We start from the raw sequence: 20,745 nt of genomic DNA, 5'->3' as shown, positions 1-20,745 counted from the left end.
CCGTTGTCTAAGGGCGCGCGGATCCAACCCCGCCCACTCCCGTTCGGCCGCGCCACGAGGGGCTGTGCGCTGTGGGGCGGCGCACCGCCGGTGCGGGCAGGGCCGGACGGTCTTCCTCGACGTGGGCTAGTTGTGGAAACTACTCAGCAGAGCGGGCGTGTCAACCGATGCACGCCGTGTCACGCGGGGTCTTCGCGCAGGTCAGCGCCCCCTTCCGCCCCTCAGGTCACAGCTGCGCATCGGCGTGTCGTACGGCGTGTCGCAGCCCGACACGCCGTACGACAGATGCACTCTCCGCGACGACGTCACAACTCGTCATGGACGGGGACCCCGCGCACGACCGTGCGCCGGCACTGCGGCAGCGGCAGGCCCGGGCTGAGGTCCGGCAGCCCCGGAGTTCCGGAGCGCGCGTCCGTGCTCCACGCCGCCACCCGCGCATCCGGCGCCTGCACCACCAGCTCCTCCGCCTCCCACACCGCGTAGCTGGCAGGCGCGCCCGGCACCAGCACCCCCGGCTCCGCCACGCGCCCGGCCAGGCGGTGCCCGCCGCGGGTGTGCGCCAGGAAGGCCGCACGCACGCTGATGCGGTGCTCCGGCACCGCCGCGAACGCCGCCGCCCGCACCCCCGCCCACGGCGCCAGCGGGGTCACCGGCGCGTCCGAGCCCAGGGCCATGGGCACCCCCGCCGCCGCGAGCGCCGCGAACGGGTGCAGCCCCGCCGCCCGCGACCAGCCCAGGCGCCGGGCGTAGGTGCCCCCGGACCCGCCCCACGTCGCGTCGAAGGCCGGCTGCACGCTCGCGCTGACCCCCAGCCGGGCGAACACCGCGATCGCCTCGGCGTCGGCGGCGCACACGTGCTCCAGCCGGACACCGGCCGCAGCCACCGCCGGCGCGCCGATCTGCGCCTCCGCCGCCAGCAGTGCCTCCACCACCACGTCCACGGCGGCGTCCCCGATGACGTGGAAACCCGGCTGCACCCCCGCCCCCGCGCACGCCAGCACGTGGCGGCGCACCCGCTCCGCGTCCAGGTGCAGCACGCCGCTCGTCGCGGCGTCGGCGTAGGGCCGGCGCAGCGCCGCCGTGCGCGAACCCAGCGCGCCGTCGACGCACAGGTCCCCGGCCAGCCCGGCGAGCTCCACCCCCTCGGCGCGCGCAGCGGCCAGCACCTCGGCGACCCGCCCGCGGTCCTCGGCCGCCACCCCCAGGTAGGGCACCACGTCGGGCAGGGGCTCCTCACCCTGCGGCCCGGCCAGCCGGACGAGTGCGGCGAGGTCGCCGGGCGCCGCGATGTGCGGGCCGGACATCTCGTGCACGGTGCCGATGCCCACCGCGGCGGCCGCGCGCAGCGCCAGCCGCTGGGCCCGTTCCCGCAGTGGCCCCAGCGCCGCCCGCGTCGCGTCCCGGGCGGCGTGGTGGGCGTCGGTGCGCACCCAGCCCGACTCCTCCCAGCCGCGCAGCGCGCCCAGCCCGGCGCGGGCGGCGAGGGAGGAGGACACCAGCGCCGAGTGCACGTCGGCCCGGGACAGGTACACCTCCGCCCCGCCACCGGCGCGGTCCAACTCGGCCGCGCTCGGCGGGCGCTGCCCGGGCGGCCAGCCGCTCTCGTCCCAGCCGTGGCCCAGCACCGGCGCCCCCGGGTGGCGGGCCGCCTCGGCTGCGACGGCGTCGAGCAGCTCCTGCGGCCCGGAGCAGCCGGAGAGGTCCAGCCCGCCCAGCGCCAGACCGGTCTCGGTCGTGTGCACGTGGGCGTCGACGAAGGCGGGGGTGATCAGGCGGCCCTCGAGGTGGACCACCTCCGCGGCGTCACCGGCGTGGGCCGCGGCCGCCTCGTCGGGGCCGACCCAGGCGACGCGGTCCCCGTCGACGAGCATCGCCGTGGCGAAGGGGTCCGCTGGGCTGTAGACGCTGCCGCCGCGGTACAGGCGGCGCCGATTCGCTCCATCGCTCACCGCGCCACCCTACGAAGGGCTCCCCGCGGCCCCGCGCACGGCCCGGGAACGACCGGGAGCGAGGACGCCGCCCGGAGACACCGCTGGGGCGGGCCGCGTCGCGGCCCGCCCCAGCGGTCGTGGGTCCCCGCTCAGGCGGCGGGGGTGTCAGCGCCCTCGTGGAGGCCGGCCGGGGCCTGTACGACGGAGTCCGGCGCGGGTGCGGCGATCGAGACGGGGGTGCCCCAGTCGAAGTAGTCCACGCGCACCTTCGCCGACGCCTTCTGCTCGCCCTCGGCGACGTCCATCGACACCACCATGCGCACGGGGCGGTCCTCGGAGTCGACGTAGAGCTCGAAGGGCACCTTCTGCAGGCCCGCCTCGTCCAGCGCCTCCTGCGCCTCGGCCTTCTCCTCTGGCGACGTGGCGATCTCCAGCGCCTTCTGCATGTCGATCACACCGGCGTAGCCGTGCGCCTCCACGCCGCGGACGGTGGCGGTGCCGATCTCCTCCACGTCCTCGGACACCGCGCGCAGCTGCTCCAGCTGCGCGGTCGGGTCGAGCTGGGAGGTGTCCATGCCCATGGCGTCGGCGTGCTCCAGCGGCACCTGCATCCACTGCTGCGGCTCCACGCCTGGCACGCCGGAGACGTAGAGCTGGCCGCCGACGATGCGCAGGACGGGCGCGAGACCCTCCGCCCCGGGCGCGTCGACGGTCATGCGCATCTCCACCGCTTCCGCGGCACCGTCGAAGGCGCCCTCGGCCTGGACGTTGCCGCTCTCGCCCTCGCCCTCACCGGAGAACTCCACGGACATCGCGAACTTGCCGCTCTGTGCCTGGCTGGACTTCTCGAAGGACGCGTTGACCACCTGCAGCGGCGTGCGCTCGGTGGACTGGGCGTAGCCGTCGGAGTCGGACCCGGTGCAGGCGGTCAGCCCGAGGGTGAGGGTCGCGGCACCGGCCACGAGGACCCCCGCTGCGCGGCGGCGGGTGCGGCGGGCCGGGACGGCGGTGGACGTGCCCATGGGGGTCTCCTCGGTGCGGAACGGCGTCGGGTGCGGATCGTGAGCGGAGCCGGAGTGCTTCGGATGCGTCGGTGCCACGTACCCCACTGTGCGTCCACCCCGGACAGCAGTCATCCCCCCATCGATGTTCCCCGCTGCGACGAGGGGATGAGCGCGGGCGGGCACACTGCACCGGACCTCCACACCCGGCGCACACCGGCACCGCCCCTGAGCCCCGCGGACCGCCCGGGGGCGCCGGAGCGGCCTCGTCCGGGCCTGCTGGCAGGATGCGCCCGTGGAGCGCGTGATGCTGCTGGACGCCGCGTCGCTGTACTACCGGGCCTTCTACGGCGTGCCGGAGTCGGTGACCGCCCCCGACGGGACTCCCGTCAACGCCGTGCGCGGCTTCTGCGACACCATCGCCGCCCTCCTGCGCGAGCACCGCCCCGAGCGGCTGGTCGCCTGCTGGGACGACGACTGGCGGCCGGACTTCCGCGTCGCGGCCCTGCCCACCTACAAGGCCCACCGCGTCGGCGCCGACGGCGGCGAGGAGACCCCGGAGGCCCTGCGCCCGCAGGTCCCCCTCATCGCCGACGTCCTCGCCGCCGTCGGCATCGCCCGGCTCGGCAGCCCCGGCTACGAGGCCGACGACGTCATCGCCACCCTGACCACCCGCGCCGTGGCCGCCGGCCGCGCCGTCGACGTCGTCACCGGCGACCGCGACCTCTTCCAGCTCGTCGACGACACCGGGCACGTCCGCGTCCTCTACACCGGCCGCGGCCTCAAGCGCCTGGAGACGGTGGACACCGCCGCCCTGCGGGAGCGCTACGGCGTCGGCTCCGGCGCCGCCTACTCCGACCTGGCGGTCCTGCGCGGCGACCCCTCCGACGGGTTGCCCGGGGTCGCCGGGATCGGCGAGAAGACGGCGGCGACGCTGCTGGCCCGCCACCGCGACCTCGCGGGCGTGCTCGCCGCCGCCGCCGACCCGGACGGCGACCTCACCCCCGCCCAGCGCAGGAAGCTGCTCGCCGCCGGCGAGTACCTCAGCGCGGCCCCCGCGGTCGTGCGCTGCGTGCGCGACGTCCCCCTCCCCGACGGACAGGGCGACCTGCTGCCCCGCACCGCGGCGGACCCGCAGCACCTGCAGGTCCTCGCCGAGCGCTGGGGGCTGGCGAGCAGCGTGCAGCGGCTCCTCGCGGCACTCCCGTCGTGAGGTCCCGTCGTCCGTGCGGGCGGCCGCGCTGCGGCCCCGAGGATCGCGAGACGTGAGCGCTGATACCGATAACTGGAAGTACGAAGATGTAGCGCACGCGACGCCCCAGGCTCCTTCGTGCCGATCGGCCGGATCCGGGGGCAGGACCGATCCGCCACGTTGCGGATCGGTCCCGGCTGCGCCTCAGCCCACCGAGGAGTAGGCCACGACCCCCCTGCGCACGCTGTCCAGTGCGTCCCGGGCGACCGCGCGCAGGGGGTCGTCCCCCGCAGCCTCGGCGATCTGGTCCAGGAGGTCGACGAGCTGCTTGCAGCGGCGCACGAAGTCGCCCGCGGACAGGTCCGCGTCGCGCAGGACCTCGTCGAGGCGGTGCCCGCGCGCCCAGCGGTGCACGGCCCAGGCCAGGCCGGCATCGGGCTCCCGCGTGAGGGGGACGTGGTGGGCCTCCTCCAGGTCGGTCAGCTCGCTCCACAGCCGCACGGTGGCGGCCATCGCCTCGTCGGTGCCGCGCGGCAGCCGGGCGCTCTGGCCCACCTCCTCCCGGCGGGCCTCGTGGACGAGGGACGACACGACGGCGGCGAGGCCAGGGCCGTCCAGGGTGCGCCAGGCGCCGTGGCGCACGCACTGGGCGACGAGCAGGTCCGTCTCGGCGTAGATGCGGCGCAGCAACCGCCCCTGGTCGGTGACCGCGGAACCGTCGGGGGTCAGGTAGCCGAGCGTCGTCAGGACGTCGCAGACGTGGTCGAAGGTCCGCGCGATCGTCGCGGTGCGGCTCTCCACGCGCTTGGCCAGGGCGCGGGTCTCGCGGGCGAGCTTCTCCTCCCGCTGCGCCCAGCGGGCGTGCTCCTCGCGGTCAGCGCAACCGTGGCAGGGGTGGGCGCGCAGTGCCGCGCGCAGCTCCACCAGGCGCTCGTCGTCCGCGGCGCCGGAGCGCGCCCGGCCGCGGCCCGGCAGGGGCTCTCCCCCGCCGATCTCGGCCAGGGCGTTGCGCAGGCTGGAGGCGAGGTCGCGGCGGGCGTGCGGACTGCGCCAGTTGAAGTCCTTCGGCACCTTCACGCGCGCGATCCGCTCCACCGCGGTGGTCACGTCGGCGGCCGTCAGCAGCTTCACCTGCCGGTCGGCGGTCAGGATGCGCGGCTGCGGGCCCTCGAAGCCCCGGGGGGCGCCCGGGTCGAGGACCACCGCGAAACCGGCGCGCCGGCCGCCGGGCAGGCGGATCACGTCACCGGGCTTCAGCCCCTCCAGGGAGGCGGCCGCCTCCGCGCGCCGCTGCACCTGCGTGGCACGCGACATGTCCTTCTCCCGTTCGGAGACCTCCTGTCGCAGCCGGTGGTACTCCGCGAAGTCGCCGAGGTGGCAGGTCATGGCCTCGCGGTAGCCGGCCAGGGCCTCCTGCTGGGTGCGGATGCGCTTGGCGAGGCCGACGACGGCGCGGTCGGCCTGGAACTGCGCGAAGGACGTCTCCAGGATGTCGCGGGCGGGCTGGCGCCCGACCTGCTCGACGAGGTTGACGGCCATGTTGTAGGTGGGGCGGAAGCTCGAGCGCAGCGGGAAGGTGCGCCGCGACGCCAGGCCGGCGACCGCCTCCGGGTCCGTGCCGGGCGTCCACAGCACGACGGCGTGGCCCTCGACGTCGATCCCGCGGCGACCGGCGCGGCCCGTGAGCTGGGTGTACTCCCCCGGCGTGATGTCGACGTGGGCCTGACCGTTCCACTTCACGAGCTTCTCGAGGACCACCGAGCGGGCGGGCATGTTCACGCCGAGGGCCAGGGTCTCCGTGGCGAAGACGGCCTTGACGAGACCCGCCGCGAAGAGGTGCTCCACGGTCTCCTTGAAGGTCGGCAGCAGCCCGGCGTGGTGGGCGGCGAGGCCGTGCTCGAGACCGTCGAGCCACTCCCAGTAGCCGAGGACGGCGAGGTCGGCGGAGGGGATGTCGGCGCAGCGCTCCTCGACGCGGCGGCGGATCTCCCGCTGCTCCTCCGGGGTGGTGAGCTTGATCCCCCAGGCCATGCACTGCTGGACGGCGGCGTCGCAGCCGGCGCGGCTGAAGATGAAGGTGATGGCCGGGAGCAGGCCCGCGGCGTCGAGGACCTCCAGGACCTGCGCGCGCCCGGGGGTGCCGGGGCGCGGCCCGCGCACGGGGCCGCGGCGCCGGTCGCGGCCGGGACCGCGGGTGAGTCGGTCGGCGCGCACCTGCTGGCGGGCGAGCGCGACCAGTTCCGGGTTGACGATGGCGCCGGGCACGAGGGAGCCCTCGTCGCCCTCCAGGGGGTCCCCGGCGGGGTCGGTGAACAGGTCGTAGAGGCGGGTGCCGACGGCGAGGTGCTGCCACAGCGGGACGGGGCGGTGCTCGGAGACGACGATCTCGGTGTCACCGCGGACGGTGTCCAGCCAGGCGCCGAACTCCTCGGCGTTGGAGACGGTGGCCGAGAGGGAGGCCACCAGCACGTCGGAGGGCAGGTGGATGATCACTTCCTCCCACACGGCGCCGCGGAAGCGGTCGGCGAGGTAGTGCACCTCGTCCATGACGACGTAGCCGAGCCCGGCGAGGGTGCTGGATCCCGCGTAGAGCATGTTGCGCAGCACCTCGGTGGTCATCACCACCACCGGGGCGTCGCCGTTGACGGTGTTGTCACCGGTGAGCAGGCCCACGGAGGCGGCGCCGTGGCGGGCGACCAGCTCGGTGTACTTCTGGTTGCTCAGCGCCTTGATCGGGGTGGTGTAGAACGCCTTGCGCCCGGTGACCAGGGCCAGGTGCACCGCGAACTCGCCGACGACGGTCTTGCCGGCGCCGGTCGGGGCGGCGACCAGGACGCCGCGGCCGGCCTCCAGCGCCTGGCAGGCCTGCACCTGGAAGGGGTCCAGCTCGAAGCCGATGCCGTCCGTGAAGGTCGCCAGGTGGGTGCGCCGTTCGGCATCTCGGCGGCGCGCAGCCGCGTAGCGTTCCGCGGGGCTCGCCATGTCGCGACAGTACGACACCCGTTGCGCCCCCCGCGCGTCGAGGGCGACCCGCCGCTGCGGCGCCTTCCGGGACGCCGCGCGGCGGGGGTGGCGCCGTCAGCGGAGGATGCGCAGGGCGCCGGGGACGGCGGTGCACGTCAGCGGCAGGGAGCCGGCGGGTTCGCCGTCGGCGTGGGGGCGGGGCCGGCGGGAGCGGCGGGTGCCGGTGTCCTCGGCCACGGACAGGCGGACGGTGCGCGCGCGGTGGACGGTGACCGCGGGGTGGCCCACGTGCCGGCCGCCGAGGACGGCGGGCATCAGCCGGAACGCCGCCGCGGTGGACATGGCGTCGACGACGACGACGTCGAGGAGCCCGTCCTGCGGGTCGGCCCCGGGGGCGACGCGGACACCGCCGCCGTAGCTGGGGGTGTTGGCGACGGCCACGAGGAGCGCCTCGACCCTGCGGGAGTCGCCGTCGAGGCTGAGGTCGAGGTGCACGGGGCGCACCGCGGCGAGCTCGCGGACGGTGGCGAGGGTGTAGCGGCTGGGGCCCTTGGGCCAGCGCCAGGCGTTGGCGCGCTCGTTGGCGAGGGCGTCGACGCCGGAGCTGAGGATGCTGGCGTACCAGCCGCTGCGCTCGGCGCTGTCCACCCGCACGGCGTCGAGGTCCCGGTGGCGCCCGTCGGCCAGGGCGGCGGCGAGGACCTGCACGGCGGCGGGCGGGTCGCCCAGCGGGAGGTCGAGGCCGCGGGCGATGTCGTTGCCGGTGCCCGCGGGGACGATCCCGAGGGGGACGCCGGTGCCGGCGGTGACCTGGACCCCGGCGTGCACGAGTCCGTCACCGCCCACGACCACGAGTGCGTCGAGGTCTCCGGCGGCGGCGTGCGCGTGCTGCGTGGAGGTGTCGAGGTCGGGGCCGGTGAGGTCGACGACGCGGTGGCCGAGGCGGCGCAGTGCGGCGAGCGTGCGCGCACCTGCCTCGGCTCCGTCGCCGCGGCCGGCGGTGGGGTTGACGAGGAGGCCGACGCGGCCGGCGGGACTCACGGGGAGGTCTCCGGGCTCAGAGGGGGCTGGCGGTGTCGTCGTCGAGCGCGCCGTAGTCGGGCTCGTCGGACTTGCGGGCGCGGCGCCGGTCGTTGAGGAGGCAGACGCCGACGGCGGCGAAGAAGAGCGCGATCATCGGCACCGCGAGCGTGAACAGCGTCAGGGCGTCCGGGGTGGGCGAGGCGATGGCGGCGAAGACGAAGCAGAGGAAGACGGTGATCCGCCACTGCTTGAGCACGGCGCGCCCGGTCATGAGGCCGGCGAAGTTCAGCCCGACGAGGACGACCGGCAGCACGAAGGCGATGCCGAACGCCAGGATGATGCGCATCGCGAAGCTGAGGTAGATCGTCGCGTCGATGATGTTCGAGGCGCCGACGGGGGTGAACTCGATGAGGAACTTCACCGCGTTGGGCAGCACCCACCAGGCGAGCCAGGCCCCCGCGAGGAAGAGGGGGACGGCGGCGGCGATGAAGCCGAGGGCGTAGCGGCGCTCCTTGTTGGTGAGGCCGGGGGTGATGAACGCCCAGAGCTGGTAGAGCCACACCGGGGAGGAGACGAGCACGCCGACCCACAGCGAGCCCTTGATCTGGAAGTCCAGGGCGGAGCCGAGGGCCCCGAAGTTGATCTGCGCCTGGATGCCGTTGGCCTCGGCGAAGTCGACGAGGGGTGCCTGAAGGGCGGGGTAGACGATGTCCTGCCACAGCCACCACCCGGCGATGGCGCCGAGGAGGAGGCCGATGGCAGCCCGGGTGACGCGCTTGCGCAGCTCCTCGAGGTGCTCGCGCAGCGCCATGCGCCCCTCGGGGTCCTTGGGGGCGCGGCGGAGGGAGGTCACGGCCACAGGTCAGCCCGGCAGGCGGCGCGGGGGTTCAGGCGTTGCGGTGGGGGTCGGAGCCGGGCGCACCGGTGTGCGAGCCCGAGGGGGTGTGCTTGGGGGCGTCGGTGTCGACGACCACGCGGCCCTCGAGCGGGGCGGAGCTGTCAGCGCTCGGCGGCGCGTCGTCCCGCTTCATCTCCTTGACCTCGCTCTTGAAGATGCGCAGCGAGCGGCCGAGGCCGCGGGCGGCGTCGGGCAGGCGCTTGGCGCCGAAGAGGAGCAGCACGAGGACGAGCAGGATGATCAGGTGCACAGGGCTGTCGAGAAGCCGGTTGAACATGAGTCCTCCTGACTCGGGCGGGACAGCAGCATCCTATGCCGCGGCCGGGGGGCCGCGAGCCGTCCGGGCGACGAACGGCTCGGGGTGTCGGGCGGTGCCGCCCCGGAACGGCGAAGGGCGCCGGCGGGAGCAGGACCTCCCCGCCGGCGCCCTCCACGGACGAGCGGTGTCTCAGGTGGCGCGGACCATCGGGCCGCGCGGTGGTCCCGGAGCCGGCGGCGGCTGGCCGCGCGGTGGTCCCGGACCGGGGGTGGCCGTCAGGCCATGCGGCGCGGACGGTCGCCGGCGATGCCGGCCAGGTCGTCCACGGAGTCCAGGACGAGAGCGAAGTCGAGGACGTCGTCCCAGGAGATGGTGGGGCCGGTGTGCTCCTCCAGCGCCTCGGTCGGGATGACCCAGCGCTCGACGGGCACGCCGCCGGAGACCAGCAGGGCGACGACGTCCTCGCCGGCCGGCTTGCGGACCTCGTCCTTGCAGGTGGGGCAGTTGAAGGCGTAGAAGGAGCGGGACTTCACAGTGCAGACCACGAGCCGGACCTGCTTGGGGGTCAGCTCGACGTCACCGCAGCACGGGCACGAAGCCTTGATGGTCGTCATGGGAGTTGCACCTCTCAGTCCTCTTGGGCGGCGGTCCTGCTGCCCGACACACCAGTTGTCGGCAGCAGGGGCGGATCCCTTGAATGCGCCCCCTAGTGGACTACTCACGGTGCCCGTTCAACCACCGTACGCGACAAGAGCGGCGTGTGCTGCGTCCTTCACCGACTCGGCGAGCCCAGGGGGGTCCACCACGCGTGCACCGTCGCCCAAACGCAGCAGCAGGCGCCGCACCCAGCGCGTGTCCGCGGCCCGCAGGCGCACCCGCAGCTCCGCCGGAGCCCACTCCCCCGGCGGCGCCGGCTCCACCGACTCCGTGGGGTAGTACTCCACCACCCAGCGCGCCTGACGGGCCAGGTCCAGGGTCACCACGACGTCGTCCGGGCTCGGCCGGAACAGGTCCTCGGCCAGGTCCCGCGAGACCGCCTGCGCAGGCGGGGTGCCGTCCGCGTCGAGCACCTCGGCCGCCTCGATGCGGTCGAGCCGGAACAGCCGGACGCCCTCGCTGCGGTGGCACCACCCCTCCAGGTACCAGCGGCCGGAGACGGTGAGCAGCCGCATCGGGTCCACCTCGCGCTCGGTGCTCTCGTCTCGGGAGGGCACCAGGTAGCGCAGGCGCAGCCGCCGGTGCTCGCGCAGCGCCGCGCGGCAGGTGGCCAGGATCTGCTCGGCCGCGCCGGGGTCGGTGTCGTCGACGCGCACGTCCACCGCCAGCGACTGCGCGGCCCGCGCGGCGTCACCGGCGGCCGCCGACAGCTTCGCCAGCGCCCCGTCCAGGGCGTCGCGGTCGTGCAGGCCGGGGACCTCCGCGAGGGTGCGCAGCCCCACCAGCAGCGCCACCGCCTCGTCCACCGCCAGCCGCAACGGCCGGTCGATGGCCTCCGCGTTGCCGATGTAGACCTTGCCGGACTCCCACTCCGCCTCGATGAGGTCGTCGGGGAGGTGGCCGGGGGTGCCGCAGACGAAGAGCAGCTCCAGGTCGCGGACCAGCTCGTCCTCGCCGATCTCGAAGTGGGCGGCGGCCTCGGCCAGCGGCAGGCCGGGATGGCGCAGCAGGTACGGCACCATGGCCAGCAGCCTCGACAGCCGCTCCGTCGACGCCCGTCCGCTCACGCCGCACCCCCCTGTACCGCCGCCGCGCCGGCACCCGGCACGCCCGAACCGCCCCCGTTGGCCGCCAGTGCCCCGCGCAGCCGGCGCAGCACCGCCGCGCGCAGGTCCTCCGGCTCCAGCACCACCACGTCGGCGCCGAAGCCCGCGATCTCGTCGGCGGCCGCCTCCACGTCGGACACGTCGAGGACGACCTCGTCGAAACCGCCCAGGTCGGCCGCCTCGACGCTGCGCGCCCGCCGCCGCAGCGCCAGGCCCGCGCCCGAGCGCACCCGCAGCACCGCGGCCTGCGGCGCGCGCTCGCGCACGGTGGCGCCGACGACCGAGCGCGGGTCCAGGTCCGCGGGGACCTCGTAGGAGCCGGGCTTGCCGATGCGGCGCACCGCCCCCTGGATGCGGGAGAGCCGGAACACGCGGCTGGCTCCCCGGTCGCGGTCGTGGCCGACCAGGTACCAGCGCCCGTGCCAGCTGACGATGGCCCACGGCTCCACGGCGCGCTGGGCGGGCTCACCGTCGGCACGGCGGTACTCGAAGGTGACGGGGGCGCGGTCGCGGGCCGCGGCGTAGAGCGGCTCGAACGCCGGTTCGCTGGTGCGCACCCGCGGCTCCAGGCCGACGAGGGAGGACTCGTCGGCCTCCACGCCCAGGCTGCGCAGCTTCACCAGGGCGCGGGTGGCGGGACCGGCGAGGCTGGCCTGCTGCCAGACGCGGCTGGCCAGGGACAGCACGGCGAGCTCACCGGGGGTGAAGGCGATGTCGGGCAGGGCGTAGGCGTCGCGGTCGATGCGGTAGCCCTGCTCATCGCCGAACAGGACGTCCTCCCCGCCGGTGGACAGCGGGATGCCGAGCTCGCGCAGGTCCTCCTTGTCGCGCTCGAACATCCGCTCGAAGGCGACGGTGGTGGCGCAGTCGTCGTACTGGGGCACGGCACGCCGGATCTGCTCCTTGGTCAGCCACCGGCGGGTGGCGGACAGGGCGATGACGAGGTTCAGCAGCCGCTCGGTGCGCCGGCTGGCGTTGGGGTTGACCATCGTTGCGGAACGCTACCGGAGCCGGGCGCCGCCGCCAGGGCGGGCCGGGCAGCCCCTAGGGTCGTCCCGTGGTGCGCTGGCGATCGGGGCGGGTGCTGGAGCTGGGCCGTGCGTGGCCGGGGGCGCAGGAGTGCCGGGTGGAGCTCGACGCCCGCGGCGCCGCGCCCGGTCCGGAGGCGGCGGAGGGCGCGGGCGGGCTGCCCGCGGGGGCCCAGGTGCGGGCGCTGGCCCATCCCGGCCTCGTGGGTGAGCCGGCCGTCGGGGACCGGGTGCTGCTCAACACCGCGGCGCTGGAGCGCGGCCTGGGCACCGGCGGCTACGCCCTGGTGGTGGCCCTGCCGGAGCGGCTGCCCGCGGAGGCACCGCGCGGACCGGGGCACCTGGTGAAGGCGCGCTACACGCCGCTGCAGGCGATGGTGCTGGGGGCCGACGAGCAGGAGTCGCCCCACCACGGGCTGCTGCGGGAAGCCGACGACCTCGGCGGGATGCCGGTGGTGGTGGCGGACCTGCACTCGGCGGTGCCGGCGGTGCTGGCGGGGCTGCTGGAGCGTCGCCCGGGCGCGCGGGTGGCCTACGTCATGACGGACGGGGGGGCGCTGCCGGCGGCGTTCTCCCGGGCGGTGGCGGGGCTGCGGGAGGCGGGCTGGCTGGCGGCGTGCGTCACGGCCGGGCAGGCCTTCGGCGGGGACCTGGAGGCGGTGAGCGTGCACTCGGGCCTGCTGGCGGCGCGGCTGGTGGCCGGGGCGGACGTCGCGGTGGTGGCGCAGGGCCCGGGGAACCTGGGCACGGGCACGCGCTGGGGCTTCTCGGGGGTGGCGGTGGGCGAGGCGCTCAACGCCGCGTCGGTGCTGCGGGGACGGGCGGTGGCGGCGCTGCGGGTGTCGCAGGCCGATGCCCGGGGGCGCCACCGGGGGGTGTCGCACCACTCGGCGACGAGCGTGGGGCGGGTGGCGCTGGCCCCGGTGGACGTGGTGGTGCCGGACGAGGCGGGCGCCTTCTGGGACGGGGTGCGGGCGCAGGCGGCGGCCCTGTGCGCGCCGTCGGGGCCGCGGGTGCAGCCGCACCGGCTGGTGGCGGTGCGGGGCGCGGGACTGGACGAGGCGCTGGCGGGCTGCCCGGTGCGTCTGTCGACGATGGGCCGCGACCTGGCCGGTGACCGGGCGGCGTTCCTGGCGGCCGCGGCGGCGGGCCGGCACGCGGCGGAGCTGCTCGACTGAGGCGCCGGGAGCACCGCGGGGCGGGGACGTCGGGCGGCGGGGCACCGGCGTGCCCTGCGCGCTCGACGTCCCCGCCCCGGGTGCGGGCTGCGGTGCTGTCAGCGCACGCCGACGAGGTCGACGACGAAGATCAGCGTCTCACCGGGCTTGATGACGGAACCGGCGCCGCGCTCGCCGTAGGCCAGCTCCGCGGGGATGACGAGGCGGCGGCGGCCGCCGACGCGCATGCCGGCGATGCCCCGGTCCCAGCCGGCGATGACCATGCCGCGGCCGAGGGGGAACTCCAGCGGCTCGCCGCGGTTCCAGGAGGCGTCGAACTCCTCGCCGGTGGAGAAGGCCACGCCGACGTAGTGGGTGGTGACGGTGCTGCCGGGCACCGCCTCCGGGCCGTCGCCGACGGTGATGTCGGTGATCTCCAGGTCGGCGGGCGGCTGGCCGACGGGGAAGTCGACCTCGGGCTTGCTGAGCTCGGGCACGGCTCTCCTCAGGGGGTGCGGTGGTGCGGGGTCAGGGTCGGGGCGGACGGCGCGCCGGGGCCCGCCGCGGGGTGCGGCGGGCCCCGGCGGCTCGGTCACTGGGCGTCGAGGATGTCGACGACGAAGACGAGCGGGCCGGAGGGCTGGGCGTCGCCGGGCTTGGCGTCGGCGTAGGCGAGTTCCTGGGGGATCACCAGCAGCACGCGGCTGCCGACGTTCTGCCCGACGAGGCCCTGGTCCCAGCCGGCGATGACCTGGCCCTGGCCGATGACCGTCGGGAACGGCTGGCCCTTGTCCCAGGAGGAGTCGAACTTCTCCCCGTCCTCCAGGCGCACGCCGGTGTAGTGCACGGTGATGCGCTGCCCGGCCTCCACCTTCGGGCCGGACCCCTGGATGAGGGGCTGCACGACGAGCTCGGTGGGCGGCGTCTTGGCGTCCTCGGGCACGGTGATGCCCGTGACCTTGCCCTCGTCGTCGGTCTCGACGGTGGGCAGGCCCGGCTTGGCGGGCACGGCCTCGCCCTCGGCCTGCTGCAGCGGCGTGTAGGCGCGCTGCAGGTCGGCGACGAGGACCATGGTGTCGTCCGGGTTGAGGCCGGGGTAGTTGCTGGTCGCGCGCTCGCCGAAGCCCTCGTCGGGGGCGATGGCGATGGCGAGGCGGTCGCCGACGTGGGCGCCGAGCAGGCCGCTGGCCACGCCGCGCAGGAGGCCCTCGGTGATGGGGAAGGTCTGCGGGGCGGCACCGTAGGTGCTGTCCAGCTCGGCGCCGTCGCGGCCGTTGTACAGGCTGAAGTTCAGGACGACGTTGTCGCCGAGGTCGACGGGCTCCCCCTCGCCCTTGGTGACGATCTTGCGGACGGAGTCCTCGACCGACAGCGGCGTGGTGATCTTCACCTCGGGCTTGGCGTCGGGGGCGCCCGTGACCTCCACACCGAGCGAGGGGTCCTCGGCGGCGGGGGTCACCTGCGGCTCGGGGGTCTGCTCCGCAGGGCTGGTCGGACTGGGGGGGCTGGACTCGCTGGGCGCCGGCGTCGACTCCGGCTGCGAGGCGCACCCGGCGAGCGCGAGCACGACGGCGATGGGCAGGGCGGTGAGGCGGCGCACGAAAGGTCCTCGCAGGGGTTCGGCAGTCAGGAGGTCGGCTGGCAGGGCCTCGCGGCGCCGGAGCGACGTCGGCCCTCGATCCGGGCCAGCCTAGCCACGGCACCTGGGAGGAACCTGGGCGCGGGCCTCACATGCTCTCGATGAGCCGTTCCACGCGCTCGTCGACGGAGCGGAAGGGGTCCTTGCACAGCACGGTGCGCTGCGCCTGGTCGTTGAGCTTGAGGTGCACCCAGTCGACGGTGAAGTCGCGGTGCTTGGCCTGCGCGGCGCGCACGAAGTCCCCGCGCAGCTTGGCCCGGGTCGTCTGCGGCGGCACGGCGGTGGCCTCGAAGACCTCCAGGTCGTGGCAGACGCGCTCGGCGAGGCCGCGGGCGGTGAGCAGGTAGTGCAGGCCGCGCTTGCGGTGGATGTCGTGGTAGGCCAGGTCGAGGCGCGCGATGCGCGGGGAGCTGAGGGTGAGGTCGTGCTTGGCCATGTAGCGCTCCAGGAGGCGCTTCTTGATGACCCAGTCCACCTCTCGCTCCACCAGTGAGAGGTCCTGGCTGCGCACGGCCAGCAGCGCCCGCTCCCACAGGTCGAGCACCCGCTTGACGGTGGGCGTCTGGAGGCCCTGGCCCTCGACGAAGGCCTTGGCGCAGGTGAGGTACTCCTCCTGGATCTCCAGGGCGGAGGCCTCGCGGCCGTTGGCGAGCTTGAGGGGGCGGCGGCCGGTGGTGTCGTGGCTGATCTCGCGGATGGCCCGGATGGGGTTCTCCAGCGTCATGTCGCGCAGGGCGGCGCCGGTCTCGATGAGGCGCAGCACCAGGTCGGTGGCGCCCACCTTCAGCAGCGTCGTCGTCTCCGACATGTTGGAGTCGCCGACGATGACGTGCAGGCGGCGGTAGCGCTCGGCGTCGGCGTGCGGTTCGTCGCGGGTGTTGATGATGGGACGGCTGCGGGTGGTGGCCGAGGAGATGCCCTCCCAGATGTGGTCGGCCCGCTGCGAGAGGGAGTACGCCGCGCCTCGCGGGGTCTGCACGACCTTGCCCGCGCCCACGACGAGCTGGCGGGTGACCAGGAAGGGGATGAGGGCGTCGGAGAGGCGGGAGAACTCCCCGTGGCGGGAGACGAGGTAGTTCTCGTGGCAGCCGTAGGAGTTGCCCGCCGAGTCGGTGTTGTTCTTGAAGAGGTAGACCTCGCCGCGGATGCCCTCCTCGTGCAGGCGCCGTTCGGCGTCGGTGAGCAGCCCCTCCAGGGTCCGCTCTCCCGCGCGGTCGTGGACGACGAGCTGGCGGACGTCGTCGCACTCGGGCGTGGCGTACTCCGGGTGGGAGCCGACGTCGAGGTAGAGGCGGGCGCCGTTCTTGAGGAAGACGTTGCTGGAGCGGCCCCAGGAGACGACCTTGCGGAACAGGTAGCGGGCGACCTCGTCGGGGGACAGCTTGCGCTGGCCCTCGAAGGCGCACGTGACGCCGAACTCCGTTTCGAGGCCGAAGATCCGGCGGTCCATGTCCCCACCATAGGCACGAGTGCCCCGGTTCGGCGCTGTGAAGCGCCGGACCGGGGCCGTGGTGGTGACGGGGGCGCGGGCGGGCCCGTGCGCTCGGCTCAGCCGCCCGTGGGGGCGGACAGCGCCGCGGCGAGCACCGGCCCGGTGAGGCGGCGGAACGTGCGCCGGGTCCGGGTGCGGTCGAGGATCGCGACCTCCAGCTGCTCGGGGCCGATGGCGCGGGGGCCGCCGCCCGCGGCCTCCGCGGCCGCGTCGGAGCCCAGGGCCTCCACGGCCAGGCGCAGGGCGGCGCCGAGGTCCAGACCCTCGCTCCAGCGCTCGCCGAGCTTGGCGCCGATCTGCTCGGCGGAGCCGCCCATGGCGACGAAGCCGTGCTCGTCGGCGACGGAGCCGTCGTAGGTGAGGCGGTAGATCTGGTCCGCGGCCGGGGTGGCCCCGACCTCGGCGACGACCAGCTCGACCTCGTACGGCTTGGACTCGGTGGTGAAGATGGTGCCGAGGGTCTGGGCGTAGACGTTGGCCAGGCCGCGGGCGGTGACGTCGCTGCGGTCGTAGGAGTAGCCGCGCAGGTCGGCGTAGCGGACCCCGCCCACGCGCAGGTTCTCGAACTCGTTGTACTTGCCAACGGCGGCGAAGGCGACGCGGTCGTAGATCTCGGAGATCTTGTGCAGTGCGCGGGAGGGGTTCTCCGAGGCGAAGACGATGCCTCCGGCGTAGGCGAGGACGACGACGGCGCGGCCGCGGGCGATGCCCTTGCGGGCGTAGTCCGCCTTGTCCTTCATCAACTGCTCGGGCGAGACGTAGAAGGGCGTGCTCATGCGGACTCACCCCCGTCCTGCGCGCGCAGGAGGGCCCGGGAGCCGCCCGGGTCGCCGTGGCGGCGGGCGACGACGTCGGTGACCACGGCTTCCAGCTCCTCCTCGCCGACGCGGCGGAACCCCTCGGCGGTGACGACGGCCACCACGGGCCAGATGCGGCGGACCAGGTCGGGCCCGCCGGTGGCGGAGTCGTCGTCGGCGGCGTCCCACAGTGCCTCGACGGCGACGCGGACGGCGCCGTCGGCGTCGAGGCCGGGGCGCCACAGCTTCTTCAGCGCCCCGCGGGCGAAGACGGAGCCGGAGCCGACGCTGTGGTGGTGCAGCTCCTCGTAGCGCCCGCCGGTGACGTCGTAGCTGAAGATGCGCCCGCGGCCCAGCGCCAGGTCCATGCCGGCGAACAGCGGCACGACCGCCAGGCCCTGCATGGCGAGGCCGAGGTTGCCGCGGATCATCGTGGAGAGCCTGTTGGCCTTGCCCTCGAAGGACAGCAGGGCGCCCTCGATCTTCTCGTAGTGCTCCAGCTCGACCTGGAAGAGGCGCACCATCTCGATGGCGAGCCCGGCGGTGCCGGCGATGCCGACGCAGGAGTGCTCGTCGGCCTGGAAGACCTTCTCGATGTCGCGCTGGGCGATGAGGTTGCCGGCGGTGGCGCGGCGGTCGCCGGCCATCACGACTCCCCCGCCGCCGTCTCCGCCGTCGAAGGTGGCGGCCACGATCGTCGTGCCGTGGGGGGCCCGCTCGCCCGCGCCGGCCGGTGCGGGCGCCGGGGCGCCGGCGAGGCGGCGGGCGGGCAGCAGGTCGGGGGCGTGCTCGCGCACGAACTCGGAGAAGGACGAGGAACCCGGCACCAGATAGGCCGCCGGGAGCCGTCCGCTGGGGTCGGAGGTCACGTTCGCGACCCTACCGGCGCCCTGTCGCAGGCGCGGGGCGGGCGCGGCGCGCGGCAGGGGCAGCGGCGGCCGGTGGGGCGGCGGGGGCCTGCGGCGGGGCGGTGGAGTCGCGGACGACGAGCTGGGTGGCCAGCTCCACGTAGTGCGACTCCAGGTCCTCCCCCTCGGCGAGGCGGACCACGGCCCGCAGGGCGGTCAGGCCCATCTCGCGCAGCGGCTGCGCCACGGACGTCAGCCGGGGGTGGGCGTGCTCGGTGAGGTCGGTGCCGTCGAAGCCGACGACGCTGAGGTCGGCGGGCACGCGCAGGCCCCGGCGGCGGGCCTCGTCGAGGACGCCGAGGGCGATGACGTCGTTGCCGCAGAAGACGGCCGTGGGCGGTGAGGGCAGCTGCAGGAGCCGTTCCAGCCCGGCCACGCCGGTGGCGTGGACGAAGTCGCCGGCGAGGACCAGGTCCTGGTCGGCGGGCAGTCCGGCGCTCATGTGGGCGGCGAGGTAGCCGTGCAGGCGGGCCTGGCTGCACTCGGCGCCGACGGGGCCGCCGACGTGGGCGATGCGGCGGTGCCCCAGGCCGATGAGGTGCTCGGTGGCCGCCTTGCCCCCGGCCCAGTTGGTGGAGCCGACGCTGACGATCGAGGGCACGGGCGGGCTGAGGGGGTCGACGACGACGACGGGCAGGTTGCGGCGGGAGAACTGCCGGACCTGCGCCTCCTGCACCTCGGAGGAGACGAGGACGAGACCGCGGCGCCCGGCGGCGGCGAGGCGCTCGGCCCACTGGCCGTGGTCGGCCTCGCGGAAGCGGGCCGGGGAGACGCTGGAGAGCACCACCTCCACGCCGAGGTCGGCGGCGCCGTCGATGATCCCGCCGAGGACCTCCACGGTGTAGCGGTTGGTCAGCCCCTCCACGACCAGGTCGACGACGGGCGGGCCGGGGGGCTGCGTGCGCCGCTGCGCGGCGTAGCCGCTCTCCGTCAGGGCGCGGCGCACCCGCTCCCGGGTCTCCTCGGCGACGTCGTCGCGGTCGTTGAGGACCTTCGACACGGTCGGCACGGACACCCCGGCCAGTCGCGCGACGCTCGCCAGCGTCGCGCGCCGCTGTCCGTTGCCGCCAGCCATCTCGACCTCCTGCTCGAAACTTTTCGACGAGTGTGGCTCGCTGCGCGCCGGACCGTCAAGCGCACCCGCCGGCCCGTTTCGGCGCGGTCCCAGCGAGAGAGCGCTCCCATCACCTGCGCACTCGACCCTTGACGCCCCCACGGCCACGGCGTACGGTCTCGCGCACGCCGAACAAGTTGCGAAACTTTTCGAGCGCCCTTCGCTCCCCCCGCCACCCGCGCCGCCGCGGCTCGACGCTCTGGAGATCATCGTGGATCGCAAGAACACCTCCCGCCGCTCGTTCCTCGGCCTCGTCCTCGCGGCCCCGCTCACCGCCGGCACGCTCACCGCCTGCAGCGGTGGCACCGCCGGACCCGGCCAGCCCTCGGCCGGCACGGCGAGCATCTGGTACCTGAGCGGCCAGCCGGCCGAGGACGTCCGCAAGACCGCCGTGGAGACGTTCAACGAGAGCCACCCCGACGGGCGGGTCGAGGCGACGTTCTTCGCCAACGACGACTACAAGACGAAGATCCGCACCGCGGTGGGCGCCGGGCAGGCCCCGACGCTCATCTGGGGCTGGGGCGGCGGCACGCTGGCCGGCTACGCCGAGGCGGGCCAGGTCGACGACCTCACCTCGTGGTTCGAGGAGAACCCCGACCTCAAGGCCAAGGTCATCGACTCCGCCTGGGGGGCCGGCACCGTCGACGGCAAGATCTACGCGATGCCCATGCAGACCATGGCGCCGATCGTCCTCTTCTACAACAAGCCCCTCTTCGAGCAGGTCGGCGCCCAGCCGCCGAAGACGTGGGACGACCTGATGGCGCTCGTCCCCGTCTTCAACGAGGCGGGGATCGCCCCCATCTCGCTGGCGGGGCAGTCCCGCTGGACGACGATGATGTGGCTGGAGTTCCTCTTCGACCGCGTCGGCGGCCCGGAGCTGTTCACCGCCGTCTACGAGGGCGACGAGGACGCGTGGTCGAACCCCGACGCCCTCGAGGCCCTCACCATGGCCCAGGACCTCGTCCGCGCCGGAGGTTTCATCGAGGGCTTCGACTCCGTCGTCGCCGACCAGAACGCCGATCAGGCCCTGCTCTACACGAACAAGGCCGCCATGATGCTGCACGGCACCTGGACGTACGGCAGCATGAAGAGCGACGGCGGCGAGTTCGTCCCCGGCGGCGACCTCGGCTACATGAACTTCCCCGCCGTCACCGGTGGCAAGGGCGACCCCAGCAACACCGTCGGAAACCCGGCGCAGTACCTCTCCATCTACTCCGAGGCCACCGACGAGCAGAAGGAGATCGCGAAGCAGTACCTCAAGGACGGCGTCACCTCCGACGCCGTCATCGAGGGCTGGATCGGCATCGGCGAGGTGCCGGTGTTCAAGGGCATCGAGGACCAGCTCGCCGCCTCCGAGAACCCCGAGTGGGTCACCTGGGTCTACGAGACCGCCCTGAACGCGAAGTCGTTCCAGCAGTCCTGGGACCAGGCGCTCAGCCCCGCCGCCGCCGAGGAGCTGCTCGACAACATCGCCCGGCTGTTCCAGCTCAGCATCACCCCCGAGGAGTTCGCCGCCAACATGAACGCGGTCCTGGGCCAGTGAGCAGCGCCGCTCCCGTGGCGACCGGCGGGGTCGGTG

The 20,745-nt window shown here is 74.8% G+C and carries 18 protein-coding genes; 3 read left to right on the top strand and 15 right to left on the bottom strand.

The features are described 5' to 3' along the window. Positions 1 to 305 precede the first annotated feature (305 nt). Both CLV92_RS11760 and CLV92_RS11755 read right to left on the bottom strand, forming a co-directional pair. Positions 306 to 1,949 carry an amidohydrolase gene (locus tag CLV92_RS11760; RefSeq protein ID WP_245886734.1) on the bottom strand — a complete coding sequence of 548 codons (1,644 nt, stop codon included), beginning with the start codon at positions 1,947 to 1,949 and terminating at the stop codon, positions 306 to 308. Positions 1,950 to 2,080: 131 nt separating this feature from the next. Beyond that, entirely contained in the window at positions 2,081 to 2,953 is an 873-nt protein-coding gene (locus CLV92_RS11755) for an SCO4651 family lipoprotein (protein ID WP_104433003.1), read from the bottom strand. A 286-nt stretch (positions 2,954 to 3,239) separates the two neighbouring features. On the opposite strand from CLV92_RS11755, the gene CLV92_RS11750 reads away from it, so the two are divergent. Continuing rightward, positions 3,240 to 4,145: a 5'-3' exonuclease gene (locus CLV92_RS11750; protein WP_104433068.1), complete on the top strand. Its 906-nt coding sequence runs from the start codon at positions 3,240 to 3,242 to the stop codon at positions 4,143 to 4,145. A gap of 183 nt (positions 4,146 to 4,328) precedes the next feature. Here the strand turns inward: CLV92_RS11750 and CLV92_RS11745 are convergent, their stop codons facing one another. From CLV92_RS11745 to CLV92_RS11715, 7 genes are all read right to left on the bottom strand, one after another. Then, a complete protein-coding gene (locus tag CLV92_RS11745; protein ID WP_104433002.1) occupies positions 4,329 to 7,106 on the bottom strand; it encodes a DEAD/DEAH box helicase in 2,778 nt (925 codons plus the stop codon). Between the two features lie 96 nt (positions 7,107 to 7,202). Continuing rightward, positions 7,203 to 8,129 carry a diacylglycerol kinase family protein gene (locus tag CLV92_RS11740; protein ID WP_104433001.1) on the bottom strand — a complete coding sequence of 309 codons (927 nt, stop codon included), beginning with the start codon at positions 8,127 to 8,129 and terminating at the stop codon, positions 7,203 to 7,205. Positions 8,130 to 8,145: 16 nt separating this feature from the next. After that, positions 8,146 to 8,964 (bottom strand): twin-arginine translocase subunit TatC, encoded by an 819-nt coding sequence (gene tatC / locus CLV92_RS11735; protein WP_245886731.1) that lies wholly within the window; start codon positions 8,962 to 8,964, stop codon positions 8,146 to 8,148. A gap of 34 nt (positions 8,965 to 8,998) precedes the next feature. Further along, positions 8,999 to 9,286 carry a Sec-independent protein translocase subunit TatA gene (gene tatA / locus CLV92_RS11730; protein WP_104432999.1) on the bottom strand — a complete coding sequence of 96 codons (288 nt, stop codon included), beginning with the start codon at positions 9,284 to 9,286 and terminating at the stop codon, positions 8,999 to 9,001. A gap of 257 nt (positions 9,287 to 9,543) precedes the next feature. Further along, positions 9,544 to 9,882, bottom strand: a complete 339-nt coding sequence (locus tag CLV92_RS11725) for a hypothetical protein (RefSeq protein ID WP_104432998.1) — start codon at positions 9,880 to 9,882, stop codon at positions 9,544 to 9,546. Positions 9,883 to 9,999: 117 nt separating this feature from the next. After that, positions 10,000 to 10,992, bottom strand: a complete 993-nt coding sequence (locus CLV92_RS11720) for a helix-turn-helix transcriptional regulator (protein ID WP_104432997.1) — start codon at positions 10,990 to 10,992, stop codon at positions 10,000 to 10,002. Then, a complete protein-coding gene (locus CLV92_RS11715; RefSeq protein WP_104432996.1) occupies positions 10,989 to 12,020 on the bottom strand; it encodes a helix-turn-helix transcriptional regulator in 1,032 nt (343 codons plus the stop codon). Before CLV92_RS11715 ends, CLV92_RS11720 begins: the two co-directional genes overlap by 4 nt. A gap of 68 nt (positions 12,021 to 12,088) precedes the next feature. On the opposite strand from CLV92_RS11715, the gene CLV92_RS11710 reads away from it, so the two are divergent. Next, positions 12,089 to 13,237 carry a DUF3866 family protein gene (locus CLV92_RS11710; protein WP_104432995.1) on the top strand — a complete coding sequence of 383 codons (1,149 nt, stop codon included), beginning with the start codon at positions 12,089 to 12,091 and terminating at the stop codon, positions 13,235 to 13,237. A gap of 98 nt (positions 13,238 to 13,335) precedes the next feature. On the opposite strand, the gene CLV92_RS11705 is transcribed toward CLV92_RS11710, so the two are convergent. The 6 genes from CLV92_RS11705 to CLV92_RS11680 form a co-directional block, all read right to left on the bottom strand. Continuing rightward, complete coding sequence (locus CLV92_RS11705) at positions 13,336 to 13,713, bottom strand: FKBP-type peptidyl-prolyl cis-trans isomerase (protein WP_104432994.1); 378 nt, start codon at positions 13,711 to 13,713, stop codon at positions 13,336 to 13,338. 95 nt (positions 13,714 to 13,808) lie between these two features. After that, positions 13,809 to 14,816, bottom strand: a complete 1,008-nt coding sequence (locus CLV92_RS11700; protein ID WP_104432993.1) for an FKBP-type peptidyl-prolyl cis-trans isomerase — start codon at positions 14,814 to 14,816, stop codon at positions 13,809 to 13,811. Between the two features lie 127 nt (positions 14,817 to 14,943). After that, entirely contained in the window at positions 14,944 to 16,305 is a 1,362-nt protein-coding gene (pafA, locus tag CLV92_RS11695; protein ID WP_104432992.1) for a Pup--protein ligase, read from the bottom strand. Between the two features lie 98 nt (positions 16,306 to 16,403). Further along, positions 16,404 to 17,123, bottom strand: coding sequence for a proteasome subunit alpha (gene prcA, locus CLV92_RS11690; protein ID WP_104432991.1), 720 nt, complete (start codon positions 17,121 to 17,123; stop codon positions 16,404 to 16,406). Continuing rightward, positions 17,120 to 18,013 carry a proteasome subunit beta gene (gene prcB / locus CLV92_RS11685; RefSeq protein ID WP_104432990.1) on the bottom strand — a complete coding sequence of 298 codons (894 nt, stop codon included), beginning with the start codon at positions 18,011 to 18,013 and terminating at the stop codon, positions 17,120 to 17,122. Before prcB ends, prcA begins: the two co-directional genes overlap by 4 nt. Positions 18,014 to 18,023: 10 nt before the next feature. After that, positions 18,024 to 19,127 carry a LacI family DNA-binding transcriptional regulator gene (locus tag CLV92_RS11680; RefSeq protein ID WP_104432989.1) on the bottom strand — a complete coding sequence of 368 codons (1,104 nt, stop codon included), beginning with the start codon at positions 19,125 to 19,127 and terminating at the stop codon, positions 18,024 to 18,026. Between the two features lie 250 nt (positions 19,128 to 19,377). Here CLV92_RS11680 and CLV92_RS11675 point away from each other — a divergent pair, with 250 nt between their 5' ends. Further along, a complete protein-coding gene (locus tag CLV92_RS11675) occupies positions 19,378 to 20,709 on the top strand; it encodes an extracellular solute-binding protein (RefSeq protein WP_104432988.1) in 1,332 nt (443 codons plus the stop codon). Positions 20,710 to 20,745 lie beyond the last annotated feature (36 nt).

Origin of the sequence: Kineococcus xinjiangensis (genome assembly GCF_002934625.1) — a bacterium.
GTDB lineage: Bacteria > Actinomycetota > Actinomycetes > Actinomycetales > Kineococcaceae > Kineococcus_A > Kineococcus_A xinjiangensis.
The sequence above is the reverse complement of the archived record's forward strand: the minus strand, read 5'-3'. Positions and strand labels throughout refer to the sequence as shown.